The 17507-nt window shown below is 70.3% G+C and carries 19 protein-coding genes; 7 read left to right on the top strand and 12 right to left on the bottom strand.

Annotated features, from left to right (window positions below; translation table 11 throughout):
• Positions 1–79 precede the first annotated feature (79 nt).
• The 6 genes from HHL11_RS25850 to HHL11_RS25825 all read right to left on the bottom strand — a co-directional run bounded on the left by HHL11_RS25850 (position 80) and on the right by HHL11_RS25825 (position 3097).
• Positions 80–472: a DUF1801 domain-containing protein gene (locus HHL11_RS25850; RefSeq protein WP_169421484.1), complete on the bottom strand. Its 393-nt coding sequence runs from the start codon at positions 470–472 to the stop codon at positions 80–82.
• The gene (locus HHL11_RS25845) at positions 472–879 is read right to left on the bottom strand and encodes a VOC family protein (protein WP_169421483.1); all 408 of its coding nucleotides are present in this window, start codon (positions 877–879) and stop codon (positions 472–474) included. Before HHL11_RS25845 ends, HHL11_RS25850 begins: the two co-directional genes overlap by 1 nt.
• A complete protein-coding gene (locus HHL11_RS25840; RefSeq protein WP_169421482.1) occupies positions 876–1370 on the bottom strand; it encodes a helix-turn-helix transcriptional regulator in 495 nt (164 codons plus the stop codon). Before HHL11_RS25840 ends, HHL11_RS25845 begins: the two co-directional genes overlap by 4 nt.
• 24 nt (positions 1371–1394) lie before the next feature.
• A complete protein-coding gene (locus HHL11_RS25835) occupies positions 1395–1574 on the bottom strand; it encodes a hypothetical protein (RefSeq protein ID WP_169421481.1) in 180 nt (59 codons plus the stop codon).
• A gap of 131 nt (positions 1575–1705) precedes the next feature.
• Complete coding sequence (locus HHL11_RS25830; RefSeq protein WP_169421480.1) at positions 1706–2023, bottom strand: hypothetical protein; 318 nt, start codon at positions 2021–2023, stop codon at positions 1706–1708.
• A gap of 102 nt (positions 2024–2125) precedes the next feature.
• A complete protein-coding gene (locus tag HHL11_RS25825; RefSeq protein WP_240980432.1) occupies positions 2126–3097 on the bottom strand; it encodes a tripartite tricarboxylate transporter substrate binding protein in 972 nt (323 codons plus the stop codon).
• A gap of 42 nt (positions 3098–3139) precedes the next feature.
• Between HHL11_RS25825 and HHL11_RS25820 the strand changes: the two genes are divergently transcribed.
• The 4 genes from HHL11_RS25820 to HHL11_RS25805 all read left to right on the top strand — a co-directional run bounded on the left by HHL11_RS25820 (position 3140) and on the right by HHL11_RS25805 (position 7795).
• The gene (locus HHL11_RS25820; RefSeq protein ID WP_169421479.1) at positions 3140–4069 is read left to right on the top strand and encodes a pseudouridine-5'-phosphate glycosidase; all 930 of its coding nucleotides are present in this window, start codon (positions 3140–3142) and stop codon (positions 4067–4069) included.
• 48 nt (positions 4070–4117) lie between these two features.
• Positions 4118–4714, top strand: coding sequence for a TetR/AcrR family transcriptional regulator (locus HHL11_RS25815; RefSeq protein WP_169421478.1), 597 nt, complete (start codon positions 4118–4120; stop codon positions 4712–4714).
• An 85-nt stretch (positions 4715–4799) separates the two neighbouring features.
• The gene (locus HHL11_RS25810; RefSeq protein ID WP_169421477.1) at positions 4800–6590 is read left to right on the top strand and encodes a feruloyl-CoA synthase; all 1791 of its coding nucleotides are present in this window, start codon (positions 4800–4802) and stop codon (positions 6588–6590) included.
• Between the two features lie 17 nt (positions 6591–6607).
• Complete coding sequence (locus HHL11_RS25805) at positions 6608–7795, top strand: thiolase family protein (RefSeq protein WP_169421476.1); 1188 nt, start codon at positions 6608–6610, stop codon at positions 7793–7795.
• A 6-nt stretch (positions 7796–7801) separates the two neighbouring features.
• Here the strand turns inward: HHL11_RS25805 and HHL11_RS25800 are convergent, their stop codons facing one another.
• The 3 genes from HHL11_RS25800 to HHL11_RS25790 are packed head-to-tail and all read right to left on the bottom strand — an operon-like array spanning position 7802 to position 11483.
• Positions 7802–8611 (bottom strand): enoyl-CoA hydratase/isomerase family protein, encoded by an 810-nt coding sequence (locus HHL11_RS25800; protein ID WP_342593279.1) that lies wholly within the window; start codon positions 8609–8611, stop codon positions 7802–7804.
• A 56-nt stretch (positions 8612–8667) separates the two neighbouring features.
• Positions 8668–10494, bottom strand: a complete 1827-nt coding sequence (locus HHL11_RS25795) for an acyl-CoA synthetase (RefSeq protein WP_169421475.1) — start codon at positions 10492–10494, stop codon at positions 8668–8670.
• A gap of 8 nt (positions 10495–10502) precedes the next feature.
• Positions 10503–11483 carry a Bug family tripartite tricarboxylate transporter substrate binding protein gene (locus tag HHL11_RS25790; protein WP_169421474.1) on the bottom strand — a complete coding sequence of 327 codons (981 nt, stop codon included), beginning with the start codon at positions 11481–11483 and terminating at the stop codon, positions 10503–10505.
• Positions 11484–11628: 145 nt separating this feature from the next.
• Between HHL11_RS25790 and HHL11_RS25785 the strand changes: the two genes are divergently transcribed.
• Complete coding sequence (locus HHL11_RS25785) at positions 11629–12399, top strand: helix-turn-helix transcriptional regulator (protein ID WP_169421473.1); 771 nt, start codon at positions 11629–11631, stop codon at positions 12397–12399.
• Between the two features lie 93 nt (positions 12400–12492).
• Positions 12493–14160, top strand: a complete 1668-nt coding sequence (locus HHL11_RS25780) for a tannase/feruloyl esterase family alpha/beta hydrolase (protein ID WP_169421472.1) — start codon at positions 12493–12495, stop codon at positions 14158–14160.
• A gap of 3 nt (positions 14161–14163) precedes the next feature.
• On the opposite strand, the gene HHL11_RS25775 is transcribed toward HHL11_RS25780, so the two are convergent.
• Both HHL11_RS25775 and HHL11_RS25770 read right to left on the bottom strand, forming a co-directional pair.
• The gene (locus HHL11_RS25775) at positions 14164–15084 is read right to left on the bottom strand and encodes an amidohydrolase family protein (RefSeq protein ID WP_169421471.1); all 921 of its coding nucleotides are present in this window, start codon (positions 15082–15084) and stop codon (positions 14164–14166) included.
• A 5-nt stretch (positions 15085–15089) separates the two neighbouring features.
• Complete coding sequence (locus HHL11_RS25770) at positions 15090–16037, bottom strand: Bug family tripartite tricarboxylate transporter substrate binding protein (protein WP_169421470.1); 948 nt, start codon at positions 16035–16037, stop codon at positions 15090–15092.
• A gap of 87 nt (positions 16038–16124) precedes the next feature.
• On the opposite strand from HHL11_RS25770, the gene HHL11_RS25765 reads away from it, so the two are divergent.
• Positions 16125–17039 (top strand): LysR family transcriptional regulator, encoded by a 915-nt coding sequence (locus tag HHL11_RS25765; RefSeq protein WP_169421469.1) that lies wholly within the window; start codon positions 16125–16127, stop codon positions 17037–17039.
• A gap of 37 nt (positions 17040–17076) precedes the next feature.
• Here HHL11_RS25765 and HHL11_RS25760 read toward each other — a convergent pair whose 3' ends face one another.
• Positions 17077–17490: a hypothetical protein gene (locus HHL11_RS25760; protein WP_169421468.1), complete on the bottom strand. Its 414-nt coding sequence runs from the start codon at positions 17488–17490 to the stop codon at positions 17077–17079.
• Positions 17491–17507: the final 17 nt, after the last annotated feature.

Here is a 17507-nt window from a genome sequence, read left to right as displayed (position 1 = left end):
CTGATGGTAAGGGTTCCCGATGCATTTGTCTCCACGGATCTACCCGCCGTCCAGTGGCTGATGCCAGGCCGCAACTTCGTCACGCTTTGGCGCGCTTCTTCGCCGGTTTTTCCTGGTTCAGGGCCACGGCGGCCTTCACCAGCGCCTTCAGCGCCTTTTCGTCCAGCTTGTCGCCTGCATGGATGTCGATGGCGCGCCGGACGTTCCCGTCCAGGCTGGAATTGAACAACTTCGCCGGATCGGGCAGCGCCGCCCCCTTGGCAAACGTCATCTTCACGACGCTCTTGTAGGTCTCGCCGGTGCAGATCAATCCGTCGTGCGACCAGCAGGGCGTGCCGCGCCATTTCCACTCCTCGATGGCCTCGGGGTCGGCGGCGAGGATCAGGGCGCGGATGCGCGCGAGCATCTCGCCGCGCCAGTCGCCCAGTTCCGCGATCCGGGCGTCGATGTGGTCGGATGCAGACGTCTCCATCAGCGGCGCGCCTGGATGATCTTCCAGCCGTTGCCGGACGGGTCGCGGAAGCCGGCATCCACGGTGCCGTAGCGCTCCACCGGCTCCTGCGTGAACTCCACGCCCGCCTTTTGCATGCGCTCGCAGGCGGCGCGGCAATCGTCGACCACCAGCACCAGCGACGGCATCGCGCCCTTGGCGACCAGCGCGTTCAGCGCCTGCGCCGTCGCCGCGTCGTGCACCGGCGGGCCGGGCCGGAACAGCCCCAGCTGGAAGGAAGGCTGCTCCGGGTGCTGCACCGTCAGCCAGCGATAGTCGCCATTGCGCACGTCGGTGTGGACGCGGAAGCCGACCTTGTCGACGTAGAAAGAAAGCGCTTCCTCCTGGTCGCGCACGTACAGGCCAACCGTTTCGATTCCTTGGGTCATCGGACAAGCTCCTTGTGTTCGGGCTCGTTTATAGCGGTGGCCTCCTGCCGCCGCTTCTCCGAAACTGCCATCGTCAGGTCCGGCCGGTGGGCAGCGCTGAGGATGCAGGCCGGCACCCGGCCCGGGTCGCCCGCGGCGGCCCGCGCGCGCTCCCGCACGGCGGCCGGGTTCTCGCCGGTGATGTCGCGGAAGGTGCGGCCGAAGGTGCCCAGGCTTTCCCAGCCGGTCTCGAAGGCGATCTCGGTGATGGACAGCTCGGTCTCGCGCAGCAGCGCCACGGCGCGCTCGATGCGCCGCGTGAGCAGGTAGCGGTGCGGCGGCAGGCCGTAAGCCTGCTTGAAGGAGCGCGCGAAATGGGTCGCGGACACGCCGCTCACTTCCGCCAGCCGCGCCACGGGCCACGCCTCGTGCGAGGCGGCGTCCATGCGGTCCTTGGCGCGCAGCAGGCGGCGCAGGAGGTCGGGGGATTGGCTCGCGGCGGGGATGTCCATCAGCCCCGCACTCTAGCGCGAAGCCTAGTCCTTGGCCGGCTTGCTCTCCTTGGGGTCGGACTCCAGCTGCTTGCGCCCTTCGCGCGCCAGGCGCGCGGTGTCGTCCAGCACCTCGTCGTCGGAGGCGCGCGGGATGGGCGCGTCCCCGCGCTCCGTGCCGTCGTCGTCCGCGTCCTGCCGGCGGTTGGGGTCGTTCTGCATCATGGCTCCTTTGGTCGAGCTTTCGATTCTTGGGGACGCCGCCGGCCGCCACATCGGACTCCGCCGCGGGCGGACGTAGGCTGCGGACTACTCGGCGCAGAACGTGCGCCTCCCGCGTTCGCCCATCCCGCAGCTCAGGTGCGCAGCGTCGCCTTCAGCCGCAGCGGATGCAGCAGCAGGTCCAGTGCGGCGAGGATGTCCGGCGCCACGACCTGCGCCGCCTGCAGCGCCTCCACGGCCGCCCCTTCGCCCTGGATCACCGCGATGGAGAGCGCGGCGCGAGCGCCACCGAAGGTATCGCCCGTCACGACGTGGATGGAAAGGTCGCCGGACAGCCGCTCCAGCCGGGGCGCCACGCCTTCCAGAAGGCGGCCGTCGCAGGCCAGCGTGCCGTTGAAGTCCAGCACCAGGTGCGCGAGAGGGGAAATGCCCAGGACGGGCAGCGGCAGCATGGCGGCCTCGCCCTAGGGGGTGGAGAAGGTGAGCTGGAATCCCTGCATGGCGCAAGCCTCCCTCCCCACTCTACGCCGGCTGCGGCCGGCGTGGGAACACGATCAGTCGGCCTGCATGTTGGCGGCCTTGGCCACCGGGCCAAGGCGCGCTTTTTCCGCGGCCAGGTAGCGGCGGAAGTCCTCGCGGCTGCCGCCCTGCGGGTCGATGCCCTGCGGGATCAGCTTGGCGCGCAGTTCGCTGTTCTTCAGCGCCTTGTTCACCGCGGCGTTCATCTTGTCGAGGATCTCGACGGGCGTGCCCTTGGGCGCGAACAGGCCGGCCCAGTGGCCGATGACGAGGTCCTTGAAGCCGAGTTCTTCGGCGGTCGGGATGTCCTGCAGCGCGGCGACGCGGCGATTCCAGGTGGATGCCAGCGGGCGCAGCTTGCCGCCCTTGATCTGCGGCAGCACGACGGGGCTGGCCTCGGAGGTGGCGTCCACCTGCTTGCCCATGACGGCGACCACGCCTTCGTTGCCGCTCTTGTAGGGCACGATGGTGAGGTTGGCGCCGCCCTTGAGCTTGAGCATCTCCGCCACGAAGTGCGGCGTGCTGCCGGTGCCGGCGGTGGAGAAGTTCAGACCCTTCTTCTTCGAGGCCTCGACCAGGCCCTTCAGGTCCTTGATGGGCGAGTCGGCGGGCACCACGATCACCGAGGGGCTGACGGCCATCATGATCACCGGGACGAGATCGTCCTCCTTGTACGGCATGGCCTTCTTGATCATCGCGTTGGTGATCACGCCGCCGGCCGGCGCCAGGAAGGTGTAGCCGTCCGGGGCGGAACGGGCCACGATCTCGGAGCCGAGCACCGAGCCCGCGCCCGGCTTGTTGTCGACGATGATGGTCGCGCCGAGCTCCCTGGAAGCGGCTTCGGCGACGTAGCGCGCCACCAGGTCGTTGGCGCCGCCCGGCCCGAAGGGCACGACGAAGCGGATCGTCTTGGAAGGCCAGGTGTCGGCGTGGGCGGCGAGGGAAGCGAGGGAAAAGGCCGCAGCGACGGCGGCCGCGAAGTACTTCTTGAGCATGCGCGCGATCATGGCCGGCCAATCTGTCGTTGTGCTGTCAGGCACACTGGGGCCATGAACGCCGACCTCGCCTCTTCCTGGATCGTGCGCAGCGCCGCCGTCGCCGCGGCCCAGGCCGCGGGGCGCCCCGTGGTGGCGCTGGAGTCCACCATCATCGCGCACGGCATGCCCTACCCGGAGAACGTGCGCACGGCGCGCGAGGTGGAAGCCATCATCCGCGCCATCGGCGCAGAGCCGGCCACCATCGCGGTGCTGGGCGGGCGCATCCGCATCGGACTTTCGGATGAAGAACTGGAGTTGCTGGGACGCTCCGGCCAGGCGCACAAGGTGAGCCGGCGCGACCTGCCGGCGGTGCTGGCCAGCGGCGAGCTCGGCGCGACCACGGTGGCGGGCACGATGATCTGCGCCGCGCTGGCCGGCATCGAAGTGTTCGTCACCGGCGGCATCGGCGGCGTGCATCGCGGCGCGTCCGAGAGTTTCGACATCTCGGCCGACCTGCAGGAACTGGCCCGCACTTCGGTGGCCGTGGTCTGCGCCGGCGCGAAGTCAATCCTGGACATCGGCCTCACGCTGGAATACCTGGAGACCCACGGCGTGCCGGTCCTGAGCTGCGAGCAGGACAACTTCGCGGCCTTCTACACGCGCGACAGCGGATTCCGTGCGGACTACCGGCTGGACGATCCCGCGGCGCAGGCGCGCTTCATCCGCACGAAGTGGGACCTGGGCCTGGCAGGCGGCGTGGTCCTGAGGACGCCGGTGCCGCAGGCGGCGGAGATGCCGCGCCAGATGATCAACCTCATGATCCAGCAGGCGCTGGAGGAGGCCGAAGCCCAGCGCATCACGGGCAAGGCCGTGACGCCCTTCCTGCTGGCGCGCATCAAGGCCTTGACCGGCGGCCGCAGCCTCGCCACCAACATCGCGCTGGTGAAGCACAACGCGGAGGTGGGGGCGAGGCTGGCGATGGCGCTGGCCCGGTCGGCATAGGCCATACAGCAGTGTCCGGAAAAGGACGGCCGCGGGCTATGATTTGCCATGCCCGCCAAATCTGCTTCCAGCAAGCCCTCCCTCACCCCCGAGGACTGGATCCGCGAGGCCCGCGAACTGCTCATCGCCCACAGCATCGACGCCGTGCGCGTCGACGTGCTGGCCAAGCAGATGGAGGTGACGCGCGGCAGCTTCTACTGGCACTTCACCGACCGCGACGACCTGCTCAAGCGCGTGCTGCTCTCCTGGCAGGAGGAGCAGACCGAGCAGATCATCGCCCGCTACCGCAAGCAGGGCGTGACGGCCGAAGCGCTGATCCGCGAGCTGGTGGAACTGCCCTTCCACGGGCGGGCGGCCATGAAGGGTTCGTCGGTGGAGCTCGCCATCCGCGCCTGGGCGCGGCGTGACGAGATGGCCCGCAAGGTCGTCGACGCGGTGGACGCCAAGCGCCTCACCTACCTGGAAGAGTGCTTCGGCAACCTCGGCTTCCCGGCGCCGGATGCGAAGGCGCGCGCCTTCCTGCTGTATTGCTACATGCAGTCGGAATCGCTGTTCCGCAACCAGGGCTCCGCCGACGACAAGTCGCTGCGCCGCCAGTTCGTCGCGCAGACGCTGCTGGCCGGCGCGAGCGCGGGGAAACCCTAGGGCGCGCGGGCCAGGGCCGGCCCTAGACTTCTCAATACACATCTGTATGGAGAAAGCCGCCTCCGGGGCGGCTGCCGGCATCCGCATGACCCCTTCCCTGCTCGCCCGCGACGGCTCCCTCGCAGCGCCCGAAGTGCTGCGCGAGGACCGCCCCGACGGCTCCTTCATCCTGCGCAGCCCGCAGCGGCTGCAGCCCTTCGCCCGCTGCATCGGCGACTGGCTGGACCACTGGGCGCTCGCCACGCCCGACGCCCTGTTCCTCGCCGAACGCGGCGCCGACGGCCAGTGGCGCCGCCTCACATACCGCGAGACGCGCGAGCAGGTGGGCCGCATCGCGCAGGGCCTGGTGGACCTGCAGCTGCCGCCGCAGAAGCCGGTGGTCATCGTGTCCGACAACGCCGTCGACCACGCCCTGCTCTCGCTCGCGGCCACCCATGTCGGCCGCGTGAGCTGCACCGTCTCCAGCGCCTACATCCGCATGACCAAGGACTGGAGCAAGATCCACGGCATCCTGGACATGCTGGATCCCGGGCTCGTGTATGCGTCCGACGGCGCGGTGTACGGCCCGGCACTGGAGCAATGGCAAGGCCAGGCCCCGCGCTTCTTCAGCCAGAACGTGCAGCACGGGCGCAATTTCGCTTCGCTGCAGGAAGCCGTCGAGACACCGCAGGTCGCGCAGCTCGCCGCCCTCGTGCGGCCCGAGACCGACGCCAAGTACCTGCTCACCAGCGGCTCCACCGGCCTGCCCAAGGTGGTGGTCAACACGCATCGCATGCTGTGCGCCAACCAGCAGCAGATCGCGCAGGTCTGGCCCTTCCTCACGCACGAGAAGCTGGTGCTGCTGGAATGGCTGCCCTGGAGCCACACCTTCGGCGCCAACCACAACTTCAACATGGTGCTGGCCCATGGCGGCGCGCTGTACATCGACGAAGGCCGGCCGGCGCCTGGCCTCATCGAGAAGACGCTGGCCAACCTGCGCGAGGTCAAGCCCAACTTCCACTTCAACGTGCCGCGCGGCTTCGACATGCTGGTGCCCTACCTGGAGCAGGACCCGCAGGCGGCGCGCGACGTGTTCGAATGCCTGGACGGCATCTTCTACGCCGGCGCCGCGCTGCCGCAAAGCACCTGGGAGCGCCTCGAGAAAGTGGCGCGCACGGTGCGCGAGCGGCCGGTGTGGTTCACGTCCGCCTGGGGTTCCACCGAGACCGCCCCTTCGGTCACCTGCGTGCACTGGAAGATCGAGCGCGCCGGCTGCATCGGCCTGCCCATGCCGGGCACCGAGGTGAAGATGGTGCCCAATGGAGAGAAGCTGGAACTGCGCGTCAAGGGCCCGCAGATCTTCAGCGCCTACCGCAACGCGCCGGAGCTCACGGCGAAGGCTTTCGACGACGAGGGCTTCTACTGCATCGGCGACGCCGGCCGGCTGGTGGACCCGCAGGACGCCGCACAAGGCATCGCCTTCGACGGCCGCGTGGCCGAGGACTTCAAGCTCACCACCGGCACCTGGGTGTCGGTGGGCAACGTGCGCCTGCGCTCGGTGACGGCGATGTCGCCTTACGTGGCGGATGCCGTGGTCACCGGGCACGACCGCGACGAGATCGGCCTGCTGCTGTTCCTGTCGCCGCAAGGCCGCCAGGCCGAACGCAGCGTCGTGCGCGAGCACGTACTGAAGGCGCTGCGCGAGATGCGCGCCGGCGGCGGCGGCTCCTCGCAATGCCCCGGCCGCGCGCTGCTGCTGGAAGACGCGCCGGCCCTGGACGCCGGCGAGATCACCGACAAGGGCTACCTCAACCAGCGCGCGGTGTTGAACCGGCGCGCGGCCGATGTGGCCACCCTCTACGCGAACCAGCCCGACCCGCGGGTGGTCGCGCTCTGAACCTCAGGACCTCCTTCATGCGCTTCGACGACGCCTTCATCCCCGTGCCGCTCCTCTGGAGCTCGCCCTTCATCCGCTGGCAAGGCGCTGCGGCCGACGTGTCGGCGCTGGACCTCGCCACGCAGGTCACGCGCGATGCCCTCGCCGCGGCTTCCTACGATCCGGCCGAGACCGCGCAGATCGTCTTCGGCACCACCATCCCGCAGCCCAACACCTTCTATGCGCCGCCGTGGATCGCGGCCCGCCTGGGCATGACCGGCATCGGCGGCCCCGCCATCGCGCAGGCCTGCGCCACTGCAGTCGCCTGCCTCGCCAATGCCGCCGCGGCGACGCAGCTCGGTGGCGGCGACACGCAGCTGGTGGTGACGGCCGATCGCACCAGCAACGGCCCGCTGCTGGTCTACCCGCGCAGCGCCTCCATGGGCGGCGCGCCGCAGACGACGCACTGGGTGCTGGATTCCTTTGCCGCCGACCCGTGGACGGCGGAGTCCATGCTGTACACGGCGGAATGCACGGCCACCGACGGCGGCTTCACGCGCGAGCAATGCGACGAGCTCACCTTGCTGCGCTATTCGCAGTACCAGGACGCGCTGAAGGACGGCCGCGCGCTGCAGAAGCGCTACTTCCGTCCGATCGTCATCGAGTCGCGCAAGTCGCGCACCGTGCTCGAAGCCGATGAAGGCATCAGCGACTACAGCGCCGCCGGCCTGGCCAGGCTGTCACCCGCCAAGCCCGGTGGTGCGATCACCCCCGGCACGCAGACGCATCCCGCCGACGGCGCGGCCGGCGCCATCGTCACTTCGCGCGAGAAGGCGCGGCGCTATGCCGATGGCCAGCCGGTTCTGCGCCTGCTGTCCGCCGGCTTCGCGCGCGCCGAGAAGGGCCGCATGCCCAAGGCGCCCGCGCTCGCCGCTCACAAGGCGCTTGCCGCCGCGGGCAAGCAGGTCGGCGACCTGAAGGTCGTGACGACGCACAACCCCTTCGCCGTCAACGACCTGTGGCTGGCCCGCGAGACGGGCTTTCCGCTGGAGCGCATGAACCCGCTGGGCTGCAGCCTGATCTACGGCCACCCGCAGGCGCCGACCGGCCTGCGCGCCATCGCGGAGCTGGCGCAGGCGCTGGTGCTGCAAGGCGGCGGCGTGGGCCTGTTCACCGGCTGCGCGGCCGGAGACATGGGCGCGGCAGTGGTGGTGGAAGTGCTCTGACGGGCGTCAGCGGCCGCGGAATACCGGCGGCCGCTTCTCCATGAAGGCGCGCGGACCTTCGCGCGCGTCTTCGCTGTCCATCACTTCCGCCTTCGCCGTGTTCTCCAGTGCGAAGGCTTCCTCCAGCGGACGGCCGCTCGAACCGGACACGGTGCGCTTGATGGCACGCACGGCCACCGGCCCGTTGGCGGCAATGCCCCGCGCGAGCGCACGCGCCGCCGGCATCAGCTCCGCAGCCGGCAGGACGCGGTTCACCAGCCCCATGCGCAGCGCGTCGGCCGCCGGGAAGGCTTCGCCGGTCAGCAGCCATTCCATCGCGACGCAGTAAGGCACCTGCCGCGGCAGCCGCGCCAGCGAGCCGGCAAACGGGATCAGCCCCCGCTTCACCTCCGGCAACGCAAAGCTCGCGTGCTCCGCGCAGAGCCGGAGGTCGGTCCCCAGCATCAGCTCGAAGCCCGCGGCCATGCAGGCGCCGTTGATCGCGGCGATCACGGGCTTGTCCAACGGAAAGTCACGCAGCCCGGAGGCCGCCAGCACCTCCGGATCCTCCAGCAGGCGCCGGTCCCAGGCATCTTCGGAGGCGCGGGCGCCGCTCATGAGCGGCAAGGTCCGCGCGAGGTCGCCGCCGGCACAGAAGGCGCGGTCGCCGGCGCCCGTGATGATGGCCACGCGCAAGGCCTCGTCCGCCGCGAAGGCCTTCACCGTGTCCGCGAGCAGGCACAGCATCTGTGGCGTGAGCGCATTGCGCGTGGCAGGTGCGTCCAGCGTGATCGTAGCGACCGCGCCTTCGACATCCATCCGGACCGGCGCGTTCACTGGGTAAGCTCCGTGCTGCGCACTGCGGTATTCGCCCTTGGGGCGGCCCGGCGGGCTCATGCCTCGGACCCCACCGTGTATTCGATCGCGAAGGAACGCATCAGCTCGGCGATCTGCTGCTTCTGTGCACCGTCACTTCGCACCTGGAAGCGTGCCGCGATGCCACGGGCCGTTTCCACCACGGCCACCGCAACGCCGCCGTCCAGGCCGGCGCGCTGCAGGCGCTCCCTGAGCACCGTTTCGCAGGCCAGCGCCCGCAGGCGCGGCTTGTAGACCTTGCCGACCGCCGTCACCGGGATGGCGGGCAGGATCGAGATGCGCTTGGGATACGCGGCCCGCTCGGGGATGCGCTCGTTGGCGAAGGCGGACAAGGCCGCCGCATCGGCGTGCGCCCCCGGCCGCAGCGAAACGAAAGCCACGGGCAACTCGCCCGCGTACTCGTCCGGCTCGCCCACGGCCGCGGCCATCAGCACGTCCGGATGCTGCAGCAAGGCCTCCTCGATCAGCTGCGGATCGATGTTGTGGGCGCCGCGGATGATGACGTCCTTGGCGCGGCCGGTCACGAACACCCGGCGTCCGGCGTCGACGTGGCCGATGTCGCCGGTGATGAGCCAGCCGTCTTCGGTGAAGGTTCCGGCGTTGCGCCGCTGGTCGGTGTAGCCAGGCCCGACGTTGGGGCCGCGCAGCCGCAGGATGCCGGTCTCGCCGGGCGCGCAGTCGCGGCCGTCCGCCGCCACCGCCTTCACCTCGGTGAACGGCAAGGGAATGCCGCAGGAGCCGGCGGTGCGCGGCGCCAGGAAGGGTTCGATGCTGACCACGCCCGCGCACTCGGTCATGCCCAGGATGTTGCGCACGGGCAAGCCGTACCTGTGCTCGAACGATGCCGCCAGCTCGTTGGGCAGCGGCGAGCCGCCGGTGAGGAGCGCCCGCACGCTCTTCGTGCTGGCCGCGCCGGGCTCCACGCCCAGCAACGTGGCGATCACCGTCGGCACCGCGGCCAGCAGGCTCACGCGATGGCGCTCCACGAACTGCCAGTAGCGTGGAACGAAGGCCGGATTGCGCAGCCCCAGCAGCGTGGGCAGCACCACTTCCGCGCCGCTCAGCAAGGCGGACAGCCCGAACACGAAGGCGCCGGCGACGTGGAACATCGGGAACCCGTTGAGGATGACGTCGCGCTCGTCCATCGCGTACATCTGCGCTGCCGCCCACGCCGAATGCAGCTGGTTGCCGTGCGTGTGCTGCGCCAGCTTGGGCGCGCCTGTGGTGCCACCGGTGTGGTACAGCGCGGCGAGCTGCGCAGGGCCCCGTGGCGCGGGCTGCTCCAGCCACGCGCCTTGCCGGGCGTGCACGGCCGCCATGAAGTCACCTTGTCCCGGCGCGCCGCCCACTGCCAGCACGTGGCGCAGGCCCGGGCATTGCTGCAGCAGCGCGGGCATGCGCGACCAGATGTCCAGGTCCGGGTGCGGCCCCAGCGTCACCAGGATGTTGCAGCCCGCCGCCCGCACGAGCTCGGCGATGTGAGCCGCATCCAGCATGAAGTTGATCGGGCACACCACGCCGGCCGTCTCGCCCCCCCACACCGCGAGATAGGCTTCCGGGATCGCCGGCAGCAGCATCGCGATGCGCGGCTCCTCCCCCGGCACCAGCGCGCTGAACAAGTTGGCGGTGCGGCGAATGTCCGCCAGCAGTTCGGCATACGTCCACGTCCTCGGCGGCGACGCCAGGTCCGCATCCACGATGAAGCTCAGCGCCTTGCGATCGGGGTGCAGCGACGCGGCGGCGCACAAGGCTTCGTACACGTTCGCATGCGGCATGAACGCGGCGTAAGGCCGCGCCTCGATCCGCGCGACGTCCTGCGCGCTGCGTATGGATTCTCCTTGCATCGCCTGGATCAATCGCCGCGGAAGCCGGACGCCTTCACCACAGCAGCCCAGCGGGATGCCTCGGAGCGCAGCATCCTGTCGGTGTCGGCGCGGCTGGTGCCGGCCACGCTGAAGCCGGCCTCGACGAGCCTGGCTTTGGTGTCGGGCGATTGCACGGCCGCGGCCGCCTGGCGGTTCAGCATGTCCAGCACCGCCGCCGGTGTCCCCTGCGGCGCCATCAGCGCGAACCAGGAGGAGATGTCGATCTTCGGGTAGCCGGCTTCCGCCATCGTCGGCACCTGCGGCAGCAGCGGGGAGCGCTGCGGCGCGGTCGTGGCCAGCGCACGCATCTTGCCGCCCTTGATCTGCGCCGCGCCGAGCGCGGTGGAGGCGAACACCGCCGCCACGTCGCCGGCCAGGATGGCACTGATGGCATCGCCGGTGGAGCGATAGTGCACGGGCTCCACCTTGAAGCCTGCCGCTTCGCCAAGCAGTTCCGCACCGAAGTGGCCGGAGGTGCCGGCGCCGAAGGTTCCGAAGTTCACCTTGCCCGGCTTCGCCCGCATCGCGGCGGCGAACTCGGCGACGGTCTGGTAATGCGCATTAGCCGGCACGGTCAGCAGGAAATCCACCTGCGCCACTTCGCTGATGCCCGCCAGTTCGCGCGGCGGGTCATAGGCCAGCTTGCTGAAGGCGGCCGGCGCGATCGAGATGGAGCCGACCTCCCCCAGCAGCAGCGTGTAGCCGTCCGGTGCGGCCTTCGCGACCATCTGCGCGGCGATCTGCCCGCCAGCGCCGGCCTTGTTGTCGACCACCACCTGCTGCTTCAGCAATTCACCCATGCGCTGCGCCAGCAGGCGCGCCAGCACGTCCGGCGCAGTGCCAGGTGCGTAGCCGACCACGAGCCGGAGGGTGCGCTCGGGAAAGCCCTGCGCACGCGCGAGCCGCGGCAGGACCGTGAAGGCGGGGATGGCAGCGGCGGCCAGCAGGCGGCGGCGGGAAAGTTTCATCGTCAGGTCTCCTTGATGGGGCGAGTTTGGGCAAGACGAGCCGTTCTCCTGTCTCCTGCGATGGGGACAGCGGCACCGCGGGAAAACCCGCTGCGCGCGGCGGCCGGCCGCCGCCTACAGTCCATACAGTCCTGTTTGTTGCGCCATGCAGCTCATTCCCGTCACCCACCAGGCCGCGGTCGCCGGCGAGCGCGCCGTCGAAGCCTTCGCCGGCGTGGTCGGCTGCATCGGCGACGCCGGTTTCGCGCAGGGCGCGCTCGCCCAGTTGAACCGCTGGCTGCCCGTCTCCTGGTGGTCCGTGTTCCGCCTGCACGACGACGCGCCGCCCGACATGCCGGCCTCCGGCAGCTATCGCGCCCCCGACCACACGGCGGAGTCCTGGCACGAATACCGCACCAGCCTGTACCGCTCCGACCAGACCTTCCTGGCCGCGCGCGAACAGGTGCAGGACCAGCGGCAGGTCCTGGTGCACTGGCATGCGCACGAGATCCCGCGCCAGCATCGCGAGCGCATCTACACCCGCCATGGGCTGCGCGAACGCCTGTCGATCGTCTGCCGGGCCAGGGACGAGGGCCTGCTCGCGGTGAACCTGTACCGGCACGAGGAGCTGCCGCGATTCAGCGACGAGGAGATCGACCTGGTCGGCAGCGCCGCCGGCCTGCTGCTGTCCTGCGTCCAGCGGCACCTGTCGCTGTGTGGCGGCGCGCCCACCGCCGACACGGTGCTCGCCGGCCTCACCCGCCGCGAGCGCGACGTCTGCGAACGCATGCTCAAGGGCTGGACCTACGACGGCATCGCGGCGGACCTGGGCGTCTCGCCCGGCACCGTCAAGACCTACCGCGACCGCGCGTTCGACCGTCTCGGCATCCATCACCGCAACGAGCTGTTCGCGCTCGCCAGCGGCCGCCGGGCCTGACGCGCGCCTTCCTGTCTCCATCGCGGGGGACTGCGCGTCTCCCTTCCCGCCGGTAAGTTCGTGGCGCACCAACGACTACCGGAGACAACAGCGATGCATCCTTTCCCAGTTCCGCGCCGGACCACCGTCCGGCGCACCGCTTCCCTGGCCGTCTTGTTCGCGGCCGCCAGCTTGCAGGGCTGCGGCGGCGGCTCCGATGGCGCGTCCGCGCCGGCGCCTTCACCCGCCCCGGTGCTGAGCGCCGCCGACGCCTGTGCAGCGCTCAAGGGCGTGGCGATCAACGCCAGCGACATCTCGCTGCCCACCACGGGCGCGAACGTTTCCGATGCCACGCTGGTCGCGCCCAGCGGCAGTGGCACCACTGCCGTGGGTGAGTACTGCAAGCTCACGGGCTCCATCGCGCCGGTGGACAAGACGGCGCCTCCCATCCAGTTCTCCCTCGTGCTGCCGACCACCTGGAACGGCAAGGCCATGCACCTGATGGGTGGCGGCTATGACGGCAGCGTCGTGCAAGGTTCGGGCAACGTGCCGGGCGCCGCGGGCCTGGCTACGCCGCTGGCGCGCGGCTACGCCGCCTTCGGCAGCGACTCGGGCCACACCGGCAGCGCCGCCGAAGCAAGCTTCGCGCTGAACGACGAGGCGCTGGAGAACTACCTGGGCGACCAGCTGCGCAAGACGCGCGATGTGGCGATGAAGCTGATCCAGCAGCGCTATGGCAGCGCGCCCAAGCGCACCTACTCGGCGGGCGGCTCCGGCGGCGGGCGCGAGGCGCTGTACGTGGCCGACCGCTGGCCCGAGCTGTACGACGGCGTGATCTCCTACTACCCGGCCTGGTCGCTAACGGCCATGCTCACCAACTACGTGCGGGGTTCGCAGGCCCTGGGCGCGGCCGGTGCCTGGTCCAATGCCAACAAGCAGAAGCTGCTCACGAACGCCGTCATCGCCGCGTGCGACACGCTCGACGGCGCGGCCGACGGCGTCATCGGCAACGTGGCGGCCTGCCACTTCGATCCACAGACGCTGCGCTGCCCGGGTGGCGCGGACACCGGAGACAGCTGCCTGTCGGATGCGCAGATCACCGGCTTCACGGCGGCCTACGCCACCGGCACGAGCTTTCCGTATGCGCTCGCCAACGGCACCAATTCCTATCCGGCCTACAACATCTTCAACGGCGGCGTGATTCCGGCCATGGGCACCGCCGCGCCGGCCACGCCATCGGCCACCAACATGCCTTTCGCCACCTACATCGGCGAGTCCTTCGCCAAGTACTGGGTGTACCAGGATGCGAGCTACAACCCGTTCCTGTTCGACCTGAACGCCAACGGCTTCGTGCAGCAGCGCGAGAAATACATCTCGTCGCGCCAGGACGTGAACCCGAACCTCACGCCCTTCGCCAGCAAGGGCGGGAAGGTCATCGTCGTGCACGGCCTCGCCGATCCGCTGATTCCGTCGGCCTCCTCGGAGGAGTTCTACCACCGGGCCGTGACGGCGATGGGAGCCAACGCGGTCGCCGCCTCGATCAGATTCTACGAAGTGCCCGGCTACGGCCATGGCAGCGGCGCCTACAACGTCCGTTACGACTCGCTGGCGGCGCTGGAGAACTGGGTGGAGAACGGCGTGGCGCCGGCCGGCCAGGTCGCGGCCGACGCCAACGCGGCGAGCAACGGCCGCACGCGCCCGCTGTGCGACTACCCGGCCTGGCCGAAGTACAACGGCAGCGGGGACATCAACGCGGCGGCCAGCTACACCTGCACCAACTAGCGTTCACCCGAAGCGCGGGAACAGCCGCAAGGCATTCCCGCGCTCGATCGCTTCGCGCTGCTTCGCATCGAATCCGTACTGCTCGAACAGGCGCGCGAAATGCGCCGACCGTTCCTGTGGCGCATACGGCCAGTCGCTGCCGAAGGTGATGCGCCCCGGGTCGGCGAAGGCCAGCAGCGCCGCCAGCGCGTACGGGCTGCTCGAAAGCGCGGTGTCGAACCAGAAGCGCTGCAACTGCAGGACGCCGTCCTCGTAGCGGCCCGAAGGCGCGCACAGGCGGGCGAAGCGCTCCGCCGCGTAGGGCACGAAGCCGCCGGCGTGCGACAGGATGATCTTCAGGTCCGGATAGCGCGCCAGCCAGCCAGCCTTGGCCATGTTGATCGCCGCGCGCGTGGTGTCCAGCAGGAAGTCCGCCGCGAAGGGCGGGATGCCGGGCACCGGCGGCGCCGGCAGCTCGGAAGGATGGACGAACACCACGGCCTGGCGCCGGTTCAATTCCTCCATCAGCGGCTCCATGCTCGCGTCCCCCAGGTAGGTGCCGCGCACATTGGTGAGCAGGACCACGCCGTCGGCTTTCAGGTTGTCGAGAGCGTAGGCGGCTTCCGCGATGGCGCCTTCCACGTCGGGCAAGGTCAGGGTGGCGAAGAAGCCGAAGCGGCCTGGATGCTCCGCCGCGACTTGCGCAGAAAACTCGTTGACGGCGCGGGCCATCGAACGCGCCTCGGCGTCGTCACCCAGGTGCACGCCCGGGGTCGAGACCGAGAGGACGCCCGCGGCGATGTGCAGCGCCTCCATCATTTCGAGCGCCGCTTCCGCGCTCCAGCGCGGGATGGGCAGGCCGCCCGCCGTGAGGCCCTTGCGCTCCAGCCATTGCGCGTAGAAGGGCGGGACGATGTGCTGGTGGGTGTCGATGCGTCGAGTCATGGTCTTCATTCGGGAGTCAGGCCGGCGCGCTGCACGGCGCCGGCCCACAGGCGTTTCTCGCGGGCCAGGAAGGCGCGCGCATCGGCCACGCTGCCGCCCACCGGGTAGTTCGCCGTGGCCTGGAGTTTCTGGACGACCTCGGGCGAAGCCAGCGCCGCAGCGACGGCGGCATTGATGGCCTGCAGCCGCGCGGGCGGCGTGCCCTTGTTCGCGAACAGCATGAACCAGCCGCTCACTTGCAGTTCGGGCACGGTGTCCTTCGCCAGCGGCAGTTGTTCCAGCCCGGGCAAGGGGCGGCTGCTGGTGACGGCGAGCGCACGCAAGCGCCCGGCTTTCACCAGCGGCAGCAGCGGCGCGATGCCGTCCACCGACACCAGGGAGTCGCCGCTCACCACCGCCTGCAGCGCCTGCGCGCTCTGGTTCATCGGAATGGTGTTGAAGTGCGCTCCGGTCGCCTGCTGCAGCAGCTCCGCGCTCAGGTGCGGGATCGAGCCGCGCGCCGGGCTGCTGAGGGCGATGCTGTCCGGCTTCGCCTTCGCCTGCGCGATCGCATCGGCCAGCGTCTTCGGCCCGCCGGCGACATTGGCAACGAACAGCATCGGGGTTTCCGCCACCACCGCCACCGGCTCGAAGTCGCGCTCGGCGTCGTACTTCGCGGCGCGATAGGTGAGCGGCGTGACGGTCACCACCGCAGCCTGCGCGAGGAGCAAGGTGTTGGCCGGCGAGCCGGCGTTCTTCGCCGCCATCACCGCGACGATGCCGCCCGCGCCGGGCTTGTTCTCGATGATCACCGGCTGCCCGAGGCGGCTCCGCAGCTCCGGCTCCAGCAGCCGCGCGATGATGTCCGGCGCGCTGCCCGGGCCGGAAGGCACGACGATGTTCAGCGGCGGTGGCGCGGCAAAGGCCGCCTGGGCGGCGAACAGGGCGAGGCCCGCGAGGGCGCGCTGGAACATGGTCTTGTCTCCTGGTGTTCTGGCACGAGATTAGGCGCGGCGCGAGCTCCTGAATACCGCAGTTCGGCCATATCTAGAATCGATGGCATGGATATCAGGGCCGTCGACCTCAACCTGCTGCCGGTACTGGATGCGCTGCTGCGCCTGCGCAGCGTGACCTTGGCCGCGCGCGAACTGGACATGAGCCAATCGGCGCTGAGCGCCGCGCTCGCGCGCCTGCGCGCATTGGCCGGCGACGAGCTGTTCGTGCGCACCGGCCGCGGCCTGCGGCCCACGCCGCGCGCACTGGCGCTGGCCGAGCCGGTGGCGGAGATCATGGAGCGCGTGCGCGACCGCATCCTGCCCAGCGCGCGCTTCGAGCCGCAAGTGGCGCGGCGCGAATTCCGCATCGCCCATTCCGACGTCGGCGCCTACGTGATGTGGCCGCGCATCGTGCAGGCGGTGCGGCGCGAGGCGCCCGGCGTGAAGCTCGCGCTGAAGGTGATCGGCCAGGACGAGATCCCGCCGGCGCTGGCCGATGGCGACGTCGACCTCGCGGTGGGCAGCTATCCGCGCCTGCCGGACACCCTGTTCCAGCAGCGCCTGTTCGATCGGCGCTTCGTCGGCCTGGTGCGCAAGGGCCACCGCTTCGCGCGCAAGGCGCCCACGCTGCGCGAGTTCGCGGCCGCGCCGCAGGTGATCGTGCGCCTCGCCTCCGGCGTGCAGGACCGCGTCGACGAAGTGCTGGCCGGGCACGGCCTGCAGCGCGCCGACGGCCTGGAGCTGCCCTCCTACCTGATGCTGCCGCCGCTGCTGCAGGACGGTGACTTGCTCGCCGTCCTGCCCGGGCAGCTGGCCGAGGCCTTCGCGCGGCACGGCCACTTCGTCACGATCAAGCTGCCCTTCGCGCTGCCGGCCAGCACCATCCGCATGCACTGGCACCGCCGCTTCCACGAAGACGCCGGCAACAAGTGGCTGCGCGGGCTGGTGGCGCAGGAGTTCGGGGCCGACCCGTCGGAGTGAGGCGCCAGGTTTCCGCCCGGTCGCGGGCAGGCCCGGCTCAGCGCGCGGACAGGCTGATGCCGCGCACGGCAGCCGCGCGCGGTGCGCCCTTGCGCGACACGACCTGTGGCTCGAACACGGGCAGCGGACGGGCCGAGGTGCCGCTGTTGCGGACCAGTTGCGCCCAGTACTCCACCTGGCCGGGCAACGCGTCCCATTGCTTGCCGTACAGCGCGGGGCCGTAATTCAGCATGAACAGCGCGATGCGCGCCGAGTCGACGTCGCCGCGGCTGGCGAGTTCCTGGAACTGGCCCCAGGCCTCGGAGGTGCGGCCGGCACGGAAGGACTTCACGGCGCGGTCGTACTCGCGGTCCGCGATGTCGGAGGCGTGGGTCGGCAGGCTGGCGCCCAGGAGGGCGGTGGTGAAGACGGCTGCCAGGACACGGCGCCAATTGCTACGAATCGCGTTCATCGTCCCTCTCCTTTGAA

This window comes from Ramlibacter agri, assembly GCF_012927085.1.
Taxonomy (GTDB): domain Bacteria; phylum Pseudomonadota; class Gammaproteobacteria; order Burkholderiales; family Burkholderiaceae_C; genus Ramlibacter; species Ramlibacter agri.
Note: the sequence above shows the minus strand (reverse complement) of the source record. Positions and strands in the feature narration are given on the sequence as shown.

Excerpts from the sequence above, each read along its gene's own strand:
- HHL11_RS25850 (WP_169421484.1), bottom strand. The coding sequence starts at position 472 with ATGGAGACGTCTGCATCCGACCACATCGACGCCCGGATCGCGGAACTG.
- HHL11_RS25845 (WP_169421483.1), bottom strand. The coding sequence starts at position 879 with ATGACCCAAGGAATCGAAACGGTTGGCCTGTACGTGCGCGACCAGGAG.
- HHL11_RS25840 (WP_169421482.1), bottom strand. The coding sequence starts at position 1,370 with ATGGACATCCCCGCCGCGAGCCAATCCCCCGACCTCCTGCGCCGCCTG.
- HHL11_RS25835 (WP_169421481.1), bottom strand. The coding sequence starts at position 1,574 with ATGATGCAGAACGACCCCAACCGCCGGCAGGACGCGGACGACGACGGC.
- HHL11_RS25830 (WP_169421480.1), bottom strand. The coding sequence starts at position 2,023 with ATGCTGCCGCTGCCCGTCCTGGGCATTTCCCCTCTCGCGCACCTGGTG.
- HHL11_RS25825 (WP_240980432.1), bottom strand. The coding sequence starts at position 3,097 with ATGATCGCGCGCATGCTCAAGAAGTACTTCGCGGCCGCCGTCGCTGCG.
- HHL11_RS25820 (WP_169421479.1), top strand. The coding sequence starts at position 3,140 with ATGAACGCCGACCTCGCCTCTTCCTGGATCGTGCGCAGCGCCGCCGTC.
- HHL11_RS25815 (WP_169421478.1), top strand. The coding sequence starts at position 4,118 with ATGCCCGCCAAATCTGCTTCCAGCAAGCCCTCCCTCACCCCCGAGGAC.
- HHL11_RS25810 (WP_169421477.1), top strand. The coding sequence starts at position 4,800 with ATGACCCCTTCCCTGCTCGCCCGCGACGGCTCCCTCGCAGCGCCCGAA.
- HHL11_RS25805 (WP_169421476.1), top strand. The coding sequence starts at position 6,608 with ATGCGCTTCGACGACGCCTTCATCCCCGTGCCGCTCCTCTGGAGCTCG.
- HHL11_RS25795 (WP_169421475.1), bottom strand. The coding sequence starts at position 10,494 with ATGCAAGGAGAATCCATACGCAGCGCGCAGGACGTCGCGCGGATCGAG.
- HHL11_RS25790 (WP_169421474.1), bottom strand. The coding sequence starts at position 11,483 with ATGAAACTTTCCCGCCGCCGCCTGCTGGCCGCCGCTGCCATCCCCGCC.
- HHL11_RS25785 (WP_169421473.1), top strand. The coding sequence starts at position 11,629 with ATGCAGCTCATTCCCGTCACCCACCAGGCCGCGGTCGCCGGCGAGCGC.
- HHL11_RS25780 (WP_169421472.1), top strand. The coding sequence starts at position 12,493 with ATGCATCCTTTCCCAGTTCCGCGCCGGACCACCGTCCGGCGCACCGCT.
- HHL11_RS25775 (WP_169421471.1), bottom strand. The coding sequence starts at position 15,084 with ATGACTCGACGCATCGACACCCACCAGCACATCGTCCCGCCCTTCTAC.
- HHL11_RS25770 (WP_169421470.1), bottom strand. The coding sequence starts at position 16,037 with ATGTTCCAGCGCGCCCTCGCGGGCCTCGCCCTGTTCGCCGCCCAGGCG.
- HHL11_RS25765 (WP_169421469.1), top strand. The coding sequence starts at position 16,125 with ATGGATATCAGGGCCGTCGACCTCAACCTGCTGCCGGTACTGGATGCG.
- HHL11_RS25760 (WP_169421468.1), bottom strand. The coding sequence starts at position 17,490 with ATGAACGCGATTCGTAGCAATTGGCGCCGTGTCCTGGCAGCCGTCTTC.